We start from the raw sequence: 14,431 nt of genomic DNA on the forward strand, positions 1-14,431 counted from the left end.
CAGGGGTCAGTTGGTATGAGGCAAAGTCGGCGATCGTACGGGATGCCATTCGAGCTTATTTGGCTGCTCCTCGTTTCGTTCTTCCAACTGCGTAAGTCCTGCCAAAATCTGAAATCTAAAATCCAAAATTCAGATAAGTGAATTGCCGCTGATCTCATCAACCCCCATGAAAGCTCCATGTCTGCTAGCGATCTATCCCTCGAATTAGCCCTACAACGATTGCGTCTGGTGCGTACCCAACTATTGCGTCTCCACAAAGCGTTGCTCAACTCAGAACGAGTCGTCTATGAACAGTTTCACGGACGCATTCAAAACAATGGAGAATTTTTTCGTCTCGTGATTGGGCATGAATGGTTTGACTGGTTGCGTCCCATGTCACAACTGATTGTACAGATGGACGATATCCTCCACGCCAAGGAGCCAGTCACCGTTGATCAAGTCAAGCCAGTGTTGGAGCAAGCTCAGAACCTCTTGCAGCCTGCTGTAGACGGCACCTCCTCTGAGAAACGGTATTATCTCGCGATTCAACGCGATCCAGAGATCGCATTAATGCATGCTGAGATCTCCAAGCTGCTGTAGACATTTAATTGATTGACTGACAATCTCGTTGCGATCGCCTCTTTTATGACCTCCTACAATTGCCCAGCCGCAAAGATGGCTCCTGCTTGGAGTTGCAATTCTGAAAAGGTTGAAGAGGTTAAAAGGTCATTCTGCCGAAACAAGCGTTTTTCATAAATGTCATCAGTTAACTGGCAAACCGTAATGGCAGGTTGTTTGGGTTTGCCAATATACTCTCGACCACCCAGACCGAGATAATCCACGATCCAATATTCCGTCACACCCAACAGGGCGTAGTCTTCTACTTTGCGGGCATAGTCATTTTGCCAGTTGGTACTAACGACTTCTGCAATTAACTGGATCGCTGCGCCGGACGTAATGATGGGTTGATACTGCCAAAGGGGTTCATGAATGAGTTGGGTTCGGTCTAACACAACGACATCAGGTCGAAAGGCTGTGTCATCGGAGAGACGAATCAGACACCGATGAGGAATGATATAGGGCAAATCAAGGCGATCGATCTCTACATTGAGTTTTCGAGCAATGAAGCCAATCACCTGTTCATGTAACCCGGTTGGCTCCACGTCTATTAGCTCCCCATCAATGAGTTCATATTGAACTTGATCGCCATATTGGGCAATAAATTCATCAGCGTTTAGTGAATGAGGATTGGCTTGAATCATGGTTATGCCTTAGTCCTATAGTCTGTATTCTTGCATCACACAGACAGCATTTGCTCTTGCCGCGATCGCCTGTTATCCATGACTCTGCCCCTATCTCTCCCTTTCTCTTCTTTCCACAGACGCGATAAATTGCTCCTCTTCCCACAGACGCGATAAATCGCGCTTCTTCTCCTTTTTATCCTTCACCCTTCACCCTTCACCCTTCACCCTTCACCCTTCACCCTTTCCCCCTTCCTTTTCTGATCTAGCCATTGCTGTAAAATAATCGCAGCGGCTTTGCGATCGATCAGTCCTTTGTTGCGAGAGGGAGACTGTCCTTCGGCAATCAGCAGTTGCTCAGCTTGAAAGGAAGTGAGTCGTTCATCAACGTATTCCACGGGCAGTTGTAGGGCTTGACTGAGACGGTGAGCAAAGCGTTGGGTCTGCTTTGCCTGAGTGCCGATCGCCCCTTCCATGGTGTAAGGCAAGCCAACCACTAAGACTTGCGCTTGTCTCTCTTGAGCCAATGCTTGAATTTGTGCCACATCCTCCGCAAACGATCGCCGCTCAATCGTTGTTAACCCTGTGGCAATTAACCCGGTGCGATCGCACCCGGCAACTCCAATTCGCTTGCGACCGACATCCAATCCTAGAGCTGAGATGAAGGTCGAGGATGGCATAGATTGAATTACTGCTCAGAGCTAATGCTGCCCTTGTCGTCGTTGGGCTTGGGAGTTTGAGGCAGTTGACGAATCGACTCCAACAGAGAGAAGCGACCTGGAACAGGCTTACGAGCAGGTTGGAAGCCCTGCAATACCTCTGAAAGTTGCAATCCTTCCAGCGACACAAACCGAGTCTCCCGTACTTTGTGCCAAACGGAACGAGACATCATCAAGGTGTGCTCGATGCGAGTGGCTCCGATCTGCTCCAGATATTCTTCCCGTTCAGGTTGATAATCAGTGGAGGTCAGACGCAAAGGGTGATTAGAAACTCCTCTGGCGACTCGTGCCATTTGAGAGAGCAACTCAGGATAGAGCCAGGTATACGCCGGATGCACGGTGAGGTGAGCCGAATGAGGGCGAGTGCCATCCTTATTGAGCTGCAAACGGTAGTAGCCGATCGCGGCTTTTCGCTGTGACTCGAACACGTAGTTGCTAACCACATCGGTATGCTCGATGCGGTGTTTGCCGTTGTCTACAACCGCTCCTAACAAACTTGCTCTGAAGTCATGGGGTTGGCGATCGAACACCTGCCGCACCAAGGGTGGCATGGATACAGTATCGAGTTGGTGCAGCAGACAAGCATCAGCATTGCTCACGGGGAGCAAGTTGGGCAGGTCAGGCTCCCGTTCTGCTAGATGATTCAATAGCTCAGGGGCGATCGCCCAATAGGTCATTTGCGCCAGGGGTTGAAACCCGTTGTGGCGATACAGTGCCAGGGAGTCTTTGTCATTAACATTGATTTCGGTTAGCCAGGTGCGGGCTTCCCAAATCGTTTGGAAACAGTGACGCAGCAGTTGTGAGCCAATCTCAGCCTGAGATGTAACCTCTCCCTCTGCAACTTGTCCAAGATTGGTGAGAACCTGATCAATTCGCCAGGTAGTGCGAGAGCGGTTGAAGGGGGATACCTGAATCACTCCACGCAGATAATCGTTCTCATGGGCAACATAGGCATTTAACAAATGCTGAAGCGGGTTTGGAAACAAACTCAGAAATTTCAGTACGCCATACCAACGGTTGATCTGTTCCCAACGGCGGCTCTGGTGAGCGACGTAATCACTACATTCCCAATCGGTTGCGTCTGAAAATAGACGTTGTACCTCTGCCAGATCACGGTGTTGAAATGGTCGAATGGAGATATTGGTGGTCTGTGGCAGAGTTGAAGTCATGCTTTCTGAGTGGCTACGGCAGTTTCTGTCGGACGAATTAGCACGAGCGGAGTTTGCTCATCGGCATTACCTGCCGGGTTGGTAATTAAAGCTTGCTCCAAAAAGGGAAGAGACACATCTGAACTCGCTGCTAATATTTTAACTGCTTTCAAATCATTGACATCAACTACTGCCGCAGACAATCCAGTTTCGCGGCGAATTTGGTCAACAACTTGTTGCGGATTGTCTGGTCCTAACACAATAAATTGATCATAAGGAGGCAACGTGCCTGTGACATCGTCAATTAGACGGGCTTGTTCGCCTGCTAATTGATAAAACATACCGGGTTTATTTAATACTTTCTTAGCGATCGCCCCCAACACAAACGCGAAGAAGACCCGCGTCGGACCCACGATATCCACTAGGCTTTGCATCCCACAAGCCGTCGCCAGACTGGAAGTTGGCATGAAGTAGTAGCACAACCGCCGCGCTAACCAGCCTGGTTTGACATCGGTGGGATGCCGAAACCGTCCCTGCATGATGGCGACTGGGGTTTCCCCAATGGTGACGATATCTCCGGGTTGGGCGTGGGGAGCGACGTAGCGTTTGACTACTTCTACCGGGCTATCGAGATGGCTCAAAAGATGCGTCCGAATTGGCAACAGATCCGCATTAGGCGTGGGTCGCCATCGCTGCGACTCCTCCACCGTTGGAAACTGGAGGGGCACGACCACATGCCGCATCTTGGGAATGCGTCCTTGCGGACCGTAGGTGGTGTATTGAATTTGCACCCACGCTGCTTGCAAGGGTTTCAGGTTCTCTCCTTTGATCTCCAGAGACACTTCCAGTCGAGTCGTCTTGCCCACTTTGACGATGTAACCAAACCAATAGCCATCTGGTCGAGCCGGAGCATCTGGATGGCGGGGGGTGATGCGTAGTTGGGTGGTGACTCCCTCTAAACTTTCTTTGGAGAGCAGGGTGGCTTTTGCCTCCACTTGAGGCACCATGATTTCGAGCCGCTGTGTCCGGTTTTGAAGCTCCAATTCTCCTGCCAGGAGATACCGTTGAGGTTCATAGACCTCCAGGTTCCAATCTCCCGCTGTCATTTCTAAAGCGTTACCGGGGCGACGACGATATTGCACTTCGATCGCCAGCACCCCCGCCCCTGCCACAAGAGCGGCTATCCCTAATCCGATTCCAATACTACCTGCTACCACGATCGCTAATGGATAAACTGCCAGATGAATAGTAAGTCCTTTAGCAAGTCTATAGAAATGAGGGAAGGTTGCACCGAAAACTCAAAAAATTAGAATTCAATTCATAAAATTTACAAACTTTAGAAATCTGCGGTACGATGCTTTCACTGGTTTCTTTAAAATTTGTAAACGAGAAAAAGTATCCAGACTTAAGGGATTGTGGCTGTCGTTTGGGGAGTATGTCATGAAGCAACTGGTAGTCGCTGAGCGTTATTGCTTGATTGGTCATTTGGTGGCGATGGCCTTTGGTTTAGCTGGGCTGTTAATTGTGATGCCACATCCTGAATTTTTGGCTCATGTCCCAGGTGGGCAGACGATGTTTGCCTGGAGCATGGCTGGGGGTGGTGTTGTTTACATTCTGTTGGGTGCGATCGCCGTTGCGATTCATGCCTATCGTACGTTGGGTCTGACTGGATTGTTAACCTTCCTGGTGCCTGCGGTGGGCATTTCCCTCACCAGTGAGCTATTGGGAACCAGCACTGGGTTTCCCTTTGGAAATTACAGCTACTTGAGTGGACTGGGTTACAAGATTGCGGGGTTGGTGCCCTTCACAATTCCTCTGTCCTGGTTCTATTTGGGGCTTTCCTCTTATCTGTTGGCACGAGTGATTTTGGGTGGCAATGGGGCTAATCCAGGTGGCTTTGGCGGTTTCTTTCGTCAAGTTGGGGCGATCGCTCTGGGTGCGCTCCTGCTAACCTCCTGGGACTTCGTATTAGATCCCGCAATGAGCCAGACTGCAATGCCTTTCTGGTACTGGCATCAACCCGGTGCATTCTTTGGAATGCCCTACCAAAACTTTGCAGGTTGGTTTGGTACAGGTTTTGTATTCATGACCGTTGCGGCTCTTTTCTGGCGTAAACGTCCGCCTCAGTTGCAACCTGCCCAACTCAACTTCCCCCTTGTGGTTTACCTGGGCAATTTTGTGTTTGCGATGGTGATGAGTCTGGCAGCAGGTATCTGGATTCCTGTGTTGTTAGGCATAGCACTCGGTGTGGCTCCCGCTGTGATCTGTTGGTCCGTCGCTCGTTCTTCTCAGCCCACCGAGGTTCCAGTAGTGGTGACTGAAGCGACCACTGATGCCCTCAAAGCTCGTGTTGCAACTGCTTCTGTAGGTGTCAGCGCGAAGTAATGGCTTTCGGTTCTCTACCTGCTGATGTTTTACTCCCCAGTGGTCTGGCACTGTTCTTGCTTCTGGTTCAACTGCCAGCAGTTCTGATTTTGTTGAGCCGCTTGATATTAGGTCCGCTGCGTCAACCCCCCCTGGAGCCGCGACGCACAACTCCCAATCAAATCGGTAAGGTTAGTGTCGTTGTTCCAACGCTGAATGAAGCGAAGCGCATTACTCCCTGTTTGCAGGGTTTGACTCGTCAGGGCTATGAGGTGCGTGAGGTGATCGTGGTCGATAGTCGATCGCAAGATGGCACAGTTGACCTGGTTAAGTCGGCTCAACAGACTGATCCTCGATTTCGGGTGATGACGGATGATCCGCTCCCGCAAGATTGGGTTGGTCGCCCCTGGGCACTCCATAACGGCTTTCTCTACAGCTCGGAGCATAGCGAGTGGATCTTGGGCATTGATGCCGATACCCAACCTCAACCGGGTTTAGTTTCCAGCCTAATTGCGACGGCGGAGGCACAGGGATACGATTTGGTTTCAGCCTCTCCCCGGTTTATCCTGCAATATCCAGGCGAGTTTTGGCTTCAACCTGCGCTACTGGTGACGTTGATCTACCGCTTTGGGGCAACGGGTTCTACGGTAGATAGCCCGGAGCGAATTTTGGCAAATGGGCAATGTTTCTTGATCCGGCGATCGCTCCTGGTTGATTTGGGGGGGTATAGCAGTGCCCGCCGATCTTTCTGCGATGACGTGACCCTGGCACGCTATGCCGCTCAACAGGGTGCCAAAGTTGGCTTTTTAGATGGCTCCAAAGTCCTCAAAGTGCGGATGTATGAGGGGGCAGCAGAAACCTGGCGTGAGTGGGGGCGATCGCTTGACCTCAAAGATGCCTCCTCCCCCGGACAAAAGTGGGGGGATCTGTGGTTTTTGTTGATGGTACAGGGGCTTCCCCTAATCGCAACGCTGTTGTTAGGGTGGCTTTTCCTTCAGGGGCACACCTCTTTGCCCGTTTTAGTAGCCCTGGGGTTGAATAGCTTTCTGGTTCTGATTCGATTTGCCTTACTGTTTGGCATTGCGCCTACTTACGATCGCCCTGCTCCTAATTTTTGGGCATTTTGGCTATCTCCGTTAGCCGATCCCCTGGCAGTCTTGCGAATTTTTCTATCCTCCGTCCAAACGCCGACCCGTTGGCGAGGACGGGTCTACGGTGAGTCCTATGGCAAGCCCACTGAGTGAAATTCCTGTTGTTTATCTGGGTCTAATCGGTAGTGCGATCGCCGGACTGGGCACAGGTCTTGGCGCATTGCCGATCCTGTTTTTGAGGCGCATTACCGACAATGCTCAGGGCGTGATGCTGGGCTTTGGAGCAGGGGTGATGCTGGCAGCGACTGCGTTCTCCTTGATTGTGCCGGGTATCGAAGCGGCTGAGGAAGCGGGTCAAAGCCCCCTATTTGCCGCATCTATCGTGGCAGGCGGAATTTTGCTCGGTGGGCTGTTTCTCTGGCTTGCCAATCGTTACTTTCCCCACGAGCATTTTTTTAAAGGGCGAGAAGGTGAAGGCAATATCGCCAACCTCAAGCGGGTCTGGCTATTTATTGCCGCCATCACCATTCACAACTTCCCAGAAGGTTTAGCCGTCGGTGTTGGGTTTGGTGGTGGCAATATTGCCAACGGGACGGCACTTACGCTAGGAATTGGGCTACAAAATATTCCTGAAGGGCTGGTAGTAGCACTTTCCCTGCTAACCGAAAAATATTCAAAACGAGATGCTATTCTCATTAGTCTCATTACTGGACTGGCAGAACCGCTCGGTGGATTGTTAGGGGCTGGAGCTGTCTCTGTTCTACAGTCCGTTTTACCTGTAGCAATGGGCTTTGCAGCGGGCGCCATGCTATTTGTTATCAGTGATGAAATTATTCCTGAATCTCACCGACTCGGCTATGAAAAAGCAGCAACTGCCGGGGTGATGATTGGATTTGTATTAATGATGTTTCTGGATGTGGCGTTGGGGTAGAGCTTGGTTAAGAAGAAGGAGGAGGCGATCGCTGAAATGCAGTTTGAAAATTTCCCCTTATTTCATTGCAATCTGCCTCTCCTCAGCATTCATTCACCTGTACTGATTAAGGTATCAAGCTAGTTTGTCAAACTCGTGTTAAACACATGAACTTGAGATGACAAATTGTCATACAGCTTACGGCTTGTTCATAAAAACGCTTCAATGCTTACTCAGCAAGGGTTCCAAAACCAGGTTTGCTGCTCACGCTGCCACTGGCTCTTTATCCCTCACATAGCTGTAGCCCCACTCGATGAGGCGGAGGCGAGTCAGAAAGCTTCCAGAAGCAATGTATGCCCCATTGCCTTTGTCCTAAGCTTTCTGACCAAAGCTATAACTTTATCTTTTTCCCTTATCTTCTGTGGGGCTGATGTTAACTTCCTCCCTAATCTTCATATTGGTGCGATAACGCTGTCACCCCAATGACAAACTTGCCTCTTAAAGTGATCAGTAGCGGCTGAATCTAGTTCTTCCAGTTGGAAGCAAATTAGGCTTACTGGATGCAGATTTGGCGAAGCGTTTATCGTTCCGTTAAGGATGACAAACTACTGTGCTCAATTCCACTGACAAGTCAACCACAACTCGTAGAAGTGCTTTGTCTAAAAAAATTATCTATCCTGCCTTGGTGCTAGTTGGCGCAGGCGGAGCATTGTTCGGACAACAATTACTAGGACAAAATGGGCTTTCATTGGGGGCAATGCCCCTACCCCAGCCATCAACGGCGAGCCAGCCCAATATTTCCGGTGGGTCGAGTGGTCGGTTTTTGGTGGGGAACACAAACTCCAACTTCATTGCTGAAGCAGTTCAGGAGGTTGGTCCTGCGGTTGTGCGAATCGACGCATCACGCACAATTCAAACACGATTGCCCAATGGTTTGAATGATCCCTTTGAACGGTTCTTTGGTTCTGGCGCGCCAATTCAACCTCAACCTCGGCAACAAGAAGGGGTTGGCTCAGGATTCATTGTTGATAGTGCTGGGATCGTTTTGACCAATGCTCATGTTGTTGATGGAGCTGATCAGGTCACCGTGACGCTGAAGGATGGTCGTACTTTTAGTGGTGAGGTTTTGGGTGAAGATCGGGTGACGGATGTTGCCGTTGTCAAAATTGAGGCAGAGAACTTGCCAACTGTGACGTTAGGCAATTCAGATCAACTGCAACCGGGAGAATGGGCGATCGCCATCGGCAATCCTTTAGGCTTAGACAACACCGTGACTGTCGGTATCGTCAGTGCCACAGGTCGTAGCAGTGCTCAAGTTGGTATTCCTGACCAGCGTGGTAGCTTCATCCAAACCGATGCGGCGATTAACCCCGGCAACTCTGGTGGTCCATTGCTAGATCAGAATGGGCAGGTCATTGGCATGAATACGGCGATCCGTGCCAACGCTCAAGGGTTGGGATTTGCGATTCCCATTAATACCGCCAAACGCATTGCAGACCAACTGATCGCCACGGGTCGGGTTGATCATCCTTATCTGGGTGTTCAAATGGCAACGCTAACCCCTCAACTCAAGCAACGGCTTGAGAGCGACCCAAACGTGCCATTCCAGGTTCAAGATGAGACGGGAATTTTGATTCTGCGTGTGGTTCCTAACTCTCCGGCAGAAAATGCTGGACTGCAACCCGGAGACGTTATCTTAAAACTTAACAATGAAGTCGTAACAACTTCGGAACAGGTTCAACAGACCGTTGAAAATAGCCAGATTGGTAAGGATCTGCCGATCGAGTTACGTCGCGGTGGACAAGTCGTTAACCTATCCATACAACCTGTAGCATTTCCTAACGAGTCTCAAGGTTAAACTAGAGGGGATCAGGAAAACAGTTTTCAATCAGCTCATATAGCAACTGTCGAGACGATTGAGATAAGGAGGTATGGGGGCTGTGCCCTCAGTTGGGGGTTCCAACCCCTGCCCTCGTCCTAACTAACCCTTTGGTTGCTATGGAAGCTCATTGAGAGTCTTGTGTTTGGCGATTAGCTTTACCTGAGATCAGTTAATCGCCAAATGGCTACTTGTTAAAAGGGTGATTAATCATGGCTAATCTAGACATCGCTCAATTGGGAAACCCTGTATTGCGTCAGGTGGCTCAACCCGTCTACCACGTTCAAGATGCGGAAATGCAAACTCTGATTAACGACCTGTTGGAAACATTGCGTCAGGCAAACGGGGTTGGCATTGCGGCTCCTCAGGTTGGGCACTCGGTCAGAGTACTCGTCGTGGCATCTCGTCCCAATCCGCGTTATCCCCATGCTCCACACATGGAACCGCTCGCCATGATTAATCCTCATATCATCAGCCATTCCGAGGAAATGGTGTCTGATTGGGAGGGTTGCTTGAGCGTTCCAGGGATTCGAGGGTTGGTACCTCGTTATAAAGAAATTGAAGTGGAATACACGACCCCTGATGGAAAGCTAGAGCGACGAGACATGTCGGATTTTGTTGCTCGCATCTTTCAACATGAGTTTGACCATTTGAATGGCATGGTGTTTCTCGATCGCCTGGAAAATACTCACGACACCATGACCGATCAGGAATATCTAGAGCGTGTTGTGTCTCGTACAACCGTGCATTCAGATACGCTGTAGGAGTTACGGTTAAAGTGCTCGTGCTGCCATGTAAATGGCGAGTGCAATCAAAAAAGCACGGAATAGCAAGTTAATCATGCGATCGGGCAGTTTTGGCAAAAGGCGTGTCCCGACTTGGGCACCCAAGATTCCGCCTAATCCAAGGCATAGTCCGGGCACCCACAACACGTTGCCATTCCAGGCGTGTTGAGCTATCCCTGAAATGGCGATCGCCACAATTGCTCCCAAACTCGTTCGTACCGCCGCCTTGATGCCCTCACCTAAAAACAACATCTGCAACGGCACCATCACCACACCACCGCCCACTCCAAATAACCCTGACAATACCCCTGCCAGCAAACCGATCCAGGCAATGGGCTTGGCTGTTCTGCCTGTGACTGCAACCTGAGCGACATCAGTGGTCGGGGTTTGGTTAGTTTCCTCCTGAGTCTTATTCTCCTGACGCTTTAGCTTTTGCCGCAGTTGCATCATGTAGATGGTGATCAGCAGCAATGCCGCAAACGCTAGTGACAACCCCGCATCCGGTAGGCGATCGCCCAACCAGGCTCCTAGTTGAGCTGTGGGAATACCAAACAGAGCCAGCAACAATGACACCTGCCAGTTCAAACTCTTGGTTTGAAAATTTTGAACGGTGCCAGAAATAGAGCTTAAAAGGACGCCAATTAAACTGGTGGCAGTCGCCTGTACCAGGGGAATGCCAAAAAAGGTCAGTACGGGAACCATCATGAGTCCGCCACCAATTCCCAGCAAGCCTGCTAACGTTCCGGTAAAGGTTCCTACCAGAAACAACAATCCCCAACCAATGGGTGTCTCAAGCATTTAGAGTGACTCTCGCACGAAAGGTAAACGCAACCATTGAGGCAAATAACGACTGAGCGTTAAAGGCACTTACATTCTTTCTAAAACCGGGATTCCTAAAAGCGATAATCCTAACTTGATTGTCTTAGCCGTTAGATCACAAAGAATCAACCGAGAGGTTCGTAACGGTTCTTCCGCTTGCAACACAGGGCAGCGATCGTAAAATTGATTAAACTTTTGACTCAGTTCAAACAAATATTGACAAAGACGATTGGGCAATAAATCTTCGTCGATCGCCATCAAAATCTCATCAAACTGCAACAGGTGTTTGGCTAAGGTCAACTCGGTTTCTTCCGTCAACACAACAGGACAATCGGCTCCCAATGCCTCAAAATCGATGTCTCCTTTGCGGCTAATCCCCTGCACCCGCACATAGGCATACAGCATGTAAGGAGCCGTATTCCCCTGCAACGCCAGCATCTTGTCGTAACTGAAAATGTAGTTGCTGGTGCGATTCTGGCTCAGGTCAGCATACTTAATAGCACTGATTCCTGTCACTTGAGCACTGTGGGCGATAAACTCTTGGCTCTCTTGACGACCTTCCGCTGCAAGTCGGGCTTCTAAATCCGCACGGGCATGGGCGATCGCCTCCTCTAACAAGTCCTGCAATCGCACCGCTTCACCCGATCGGCTCTTGAGTTTCTTGCCATCTTCCCCCAACACAGACCCCAAGGGCGTGTGAACAAACTCCACATCATCGGTGATCCAACCTGCTCGCTTGCCCACTTGAAAGATTTGAGCAAAGTGATTGGTCTGCTCAGCCCCTACGGGATACACAACTCGTTGGGCTTGATCCACGTTGACTCGATAACGAATTGCCGCTAAATCAGTGCTGGCATAGTTGTACCCGCCATCCGATTTCTGCACAATCAATGGCAACGGATTTCCCTCTTTGTTTGTGAATCCTTCCAAGAAGACGCACTTCGCACCGTTGTCTTCAACCAACATCCCCAGGCGATCGAGTTCCTGAATCACCCCAGCTAAATAAGGATTGTAAAAAGATTCACCCCGAATAGTTAATGGAGACAGCCCCATCAAGTCAAACATCTTCTGGTTGGTGCGATTCGATAAATCACAGACAATCTTCCAGGCACGCAGCGTTTCCTCATCTCCGGCTTGCAGTTCTACAACTGACAACCGCGCTTTCTCCTGAAACTGTTCGTCTTCGTCAAACCGCTTTTTGGCTTGTCGATAAAACGTCGCCAGATCCCCTAAATCTAGATCATTACGCCCAGTCAATGCCTCTGGAAATGCCTCTCGCAAATAGGCGATCAACATGCCAAACGGCGTACCCCAATCCCCGACATGGCTAATTCTCAGCACTTCATAACCGAGAAAATCGAGAATCCGGGCAATGCAATCGCCAATCACCGAAGGACGCAAATGCCCCACATGCATCTCTTTGGCAATGTTCGGGCTGGGATAATCCACGATCGCCCGTTTCGGTGGATCAATCTTCGCAACGCCCAACCGGGGATCGCTCTGAATTGCCTTCAATTGCGCTTCCAGATAACTCGTTTTTAGTGCCAGATTAATAAACCCCGGACCCGCAACCGTTGGTGGTTCACACACATCCACTACATCCAACTGCTGCACAATCGCCTCCGCGATCGCCCTCGGTGGTTTCCCTAATTTTTTCGTCAGCGACATCGCCACATTCGACTGATAATCGCCAAACTTTGGGTTACTCGCTGGCACCAAAATTGGATCAACGCCCGCCAACTCTGCCCCAAAAGCAGCGACAAAGGCTTGTTCAAACCGAGACTTGAGAAGGGCGATCGTAGAATTCATAAGCTCCAACTGAACCCTGGCACAAAAAATACTTTGACCAGGCAAAAATATCTAAACCAGACAAATACCTTGTGATTATAAACGCTCAACGCATCTACTCCTGCCTAATCGTCAATAGCCGATCGTCAATTGTTCGTAACTCCCGCCCACTAACCCCTAACGATTAACCATTGACGATTGACCATTGATGACTAACCCTTGCTCATCAACTATCAACCCCCGCCCACTAACCCCTGACAATTAGCCATTGACGATTGACCATTGACGACTAACCCTTGCTCACCAACTATCAATCCCTGACGATTAACCATTGACGATTGACCATTAACGATTGACCATTGACGACTAACCCTTGCTCACCAACTATCAATCCCTGACGATTAACGATTGACGATTGACCATTAACGATTGACGATTGACCATCAACCTCCCCCATTACGAAATTCTCATACTCACATCCAACCAGGGCGATCGCGTAATCGGCGCACTGCTCGAAATATAGTCCACTCCTGTCTCCGCCACCGCCCGAATCGTTTCCAACGTAATATTGCCCGATGCTTCAATCCTGATTCGCTCATTCGCCTCTCGAATCATTGACACCGCCTCACGCATCCTGTCCAACGGCATATTGTCCAGCATGATAATGTCCGCCCCATGCTGTAACGCTTCTCCGACCTGTTCCAGGGTTTCCGTTTCGACCTCAATTGTCATTGGATAGGGAACGCGAGCCCGAATCTGGGCGATCGCCACCCCAATTCCTCCCGCTGCCGCAATGTGATTGTCCTTAATCATCACGGCGTCATCCAAGCCAACTCGGTGATTCACCGCACCCCCCACCTGCGTTGCATACTTCTCCAACAACCGCAGTCCTGGTGTCGTCTTGCGAGTATCCACCAACTGCGTCGGCAGATCCGCAATCCGTTCTACATACTTGCGTGTTGCTGATGCAACACCGCTCAGCCGCATGACCAAATTCAATGCCACCCGCTCTCCCATCAATAGGGCATCCAGAGCACCCTCAAAATAAGCAATGACCTGTCCGCGATCGCATCCCTCACCCTCTGCAACTTTGGGAACTGCCTTAATTTGAACATTTAGCAATTGAAATACTCGCATCGCGATCGGTATGCCAGCAATGATCCCTGCCTCTTTCGCCACCCACTCCGCTTGCCCAAGTTTTGCCCCCGGTGCTAACAAACTCTGAGTTGTGCGATCGCCTCTGCCAATATCCTCCAACAACCAACTTTGTAACAGCGGATCTAAAGCCAAAAATGGCGGCAACACCGCAGTCGGTATCTCCATCAGCTTCCACCTACCCTTTCTCGACGTTAATGCACCATAGCACCTTTACCAGCCGAGTCAGAGCTACGCCCTAATGCCTTTGGCAAACCCTCCAAAACAGTCCCCAGGGGAACCACCGCAATTTTGGACCAACATAAAAACTCAATCTTCTAAAAATTTTTCCGGTTCAGTGCCTGCTTTACTGAAAAAAGAGGCAAGGCGATCGCTCAAAACGCTTCCGTACCAATTACTTCAAGGTATCTCGAAGATTTTTTGGAAAACCCCTTGACACTTCCTTAGAATCCTCGTTATATTGGTCAAGCGTCGGAAGTGAGCCAAGCGAAAGCGAGGGAGCCGAGGACGCCCGAACCTAGACAAGATAATAGTTTGAAAGCCAGAATAGCAC

At 50.0% G+C, this 14,431-nt stretch carries 14 protein-coding genes; 6 read left to right on the forward strand and 8 right to left on the reverse strand.

The window, feature by feature from the left end:
- The first annotated feature begins 177 nt into the window (after window positions 1-177).
- Complete coding sequence (locus H6G89_RS33690; RefSeq protein WP_190514385.1) at window positions 178-579, forward strand: hypothetical protein; 402 nt, start codon at window positions 178-180, stop codon at window positions 577-579.
- 53 nt (window positions 580-632) lie between these two features.
- Here H6G89_RS33690 and H6G89_RS33695 read toward each other — a convergent pair whose 3' ends face one another.
- The 4 genes from H6G89_RS33695 to H6G89_RS33710 all read right to left on the reverse strand — a co-directional run bounded on the left by H6G89_RS33695 (window position 633) and on the right by H6G89_RS33710 (window position 4,304).
- Window positions 633-1,241, reverse strand: coding sequence for a Uma2 family endonuclease (locus H6G89_RS33695; protein WP_190514386.1), 609 nt, complete (start codon window positions 1,239-1,241; stop codon window positions 633-635).
- Between the two features lie 203 nt (window positions 1,242-1,444).
- Window positions 1,445-1,900 carry a Holliday junction resolvase RuvX gene (ruvX, locus tag H6G89_RS33700; RefSeq protein ID WP_190514387.1) on the reverse strand — a complete coding sequence of 152 codons (456 nt, stop codon included), beginning with the start codon at window positions 1,898-1,900 and terminating at the stop codon, window positions 1,445-1,447.
- 8 nt (window positions 1,901-1,908) lie between these two features.
- Window positions 1,909-3,108, reverse strand: a complete 1,200-nt coding sequence (locus tag H6G89_RS33705; RefSeq protein ID WP_190514388.1) for a GNAT family N-acetyltransferase — start codon at window positions 3,106-3,108, stop codon at window positions 1,909-1,911.
- Complete coding sequence (locus tag H6G89_RS33710) at window positions 3,105-4,304, reverse strand: F420-0:Gamma-glutamyl ligase (RefSeq protein WP_375539718.1); 1,200 nt, start codon at window positions 4,302-4,304, stop codon at window positions 3,105-3,107. The genes H6G89_RS33705 and H6G89_RS33710 overlap by 4 nt, the downstream gene beginning before the upstream one ends.
- Before the next feature lie 223 nt (window positions 4,305-4,527).
- Here H6G89_RS33710 and cruF point away from each other — a divergent pair, with 223 nt between their 5' ends.
- The 5 genes from cruF (at window position 4,528) to def (ending at window position 10,095) form a co-directional block, all read left to right on the forward strand.
- On the forward strand, window positions 4,528-5,472 hold the full coding sequence (gene cruF, locus H6G89_RS33715; protein ID WP_190514389.1) for a gamma-carotene 1'-hydroxylase CruF: 945 nt from the start codon (window positions 4,528-4,530) through the stop codon (window positions 5,470-5,472).
- The gene (gene cruG / locus H6G89_RS33720) at window positions 5,472-6,695 is read left to right on the forward strand and encodes a 2'-O-glycosyltransferase CruG (RefSeq protein ID WP_190514390.1); all 1,224 of its coding nucleotides are present in this window, start codon (window positions 5,472-5,474) and stop codon (window positions 6,693-6,695) included. The genes cruF and cruG overlap by 1 nt, the downstream gene beginning before the upstream one ends.
- Window positions 6,676-7,473 carry a ZIP family metal transporter gene (locus tag H6G89_RS33725; protein WP_199337105.1) on the forward strand — a complete coding sequence of 266 codons (798 nt, stop codon included), beginning with the start codon at window positions 6,676-6,678 and terminating at the stop codon, window positions 7,471-7,473. Before cruG ends, H6G89_RS33725 begins: the two co-directional genes overlap by 20 nt.
- A gap of 589 nt (window positions 7,474-8,062) precedes the next feature.
- A complete protein-coding gene (locus tag H6G89_RS33730; RefSeq protein ID WP_309230161.1) occupies window positions 8,063-9,310 on the forward strand; it encodes an HhoA/HhoB/HtrA family serine endopeptidase in 1,248 nt (415 codons plus the stop codon).
- Window positions 9,311-9,543: 233 nt separating this feature from the next.
- The gene (gene def, locus H6G89_RS33735; protein ID WP_190514391.1) at window positions 9,544-10,095 is read left to right on the forward strand and encodes a peptide deformylase; all 552 of its coding nucleotides are present in this window, start codon (window positions 9,544-9,546) and stop codon (window positions 10,093-10,095) included.
- A 9-nt stretch (window positions 10,096-10,104) separates the two neighbouring features.
- Here the strand turns inward: def and H6G89_RS33740 are convergent, their stop codons facing one another.
- The 4 genes from H6G89_RS33740 to nadC form a co-directional block, all read right to left on the reverse strand.
- Window positions 10,105-10,914: a sulfite exporter TauE/SafE family protein gene (locus tag H6G89_RS33740; protein ID WP_190514392.1), complete on the reverse strand. Its 810-nt coding sequence runs from the start codon at window positions 10,912-10,914 to the stop codon at window positions 10,105-10,107.
- Between the two features lie 69 nt (window positions 10,915-10,983).
- Complete coding sequence (gene argS, locus H6G89_RS33745; protein ID WP_190514393.1) at window positions 10,984-12,744, reverse strand: arginine--tRNA ligase; 1,761 nt, start codon at window positions 12,742-12,744, stop codon at window positions 10,984-10,986.
- 289 nt (window positions 12,745-13,033) lie between these two features.
- Window positions 13,034-13,180 carry a hypothetical protein gene (locus H6G89_RS33750; RefSeq protein WP_190514394.1) on the reverse strand — a complete coding sequence of 49 codons (147 nt, stop codon included), beginning with the start codon at window positions 13,178-13,180 and terminating at the stop codon, window positions 13,034-13,036.
- A complete protein-coding gene (gene nadC / locus H6G89_RS33755; RefSeq protein WP_190514395.1) occupies window positions 13,180-14,046 on the reverse strand; it encodes a carboxylating nicotinate-nucleotide diphosphorylase in 867 nt (288 codons plus the stop codon). The genes H6G89_RS33750 and nadC overlap by 1 nt, the downstream gene beginning before the upstream one ends.
- Window positions 14,047-14,431 lie beyond the last annotated feature (385 nt).

It is taken from the genome of Oscillatoria sp. FACHB-1407 (genome assembly GCF_014697545.1).
Taxonomy (GTDB): domain Bacteria; phylum Cyanobacteriota; class Cyanobacteriia; order Elainellales; family Elainellaceae; genus FACHB-1407.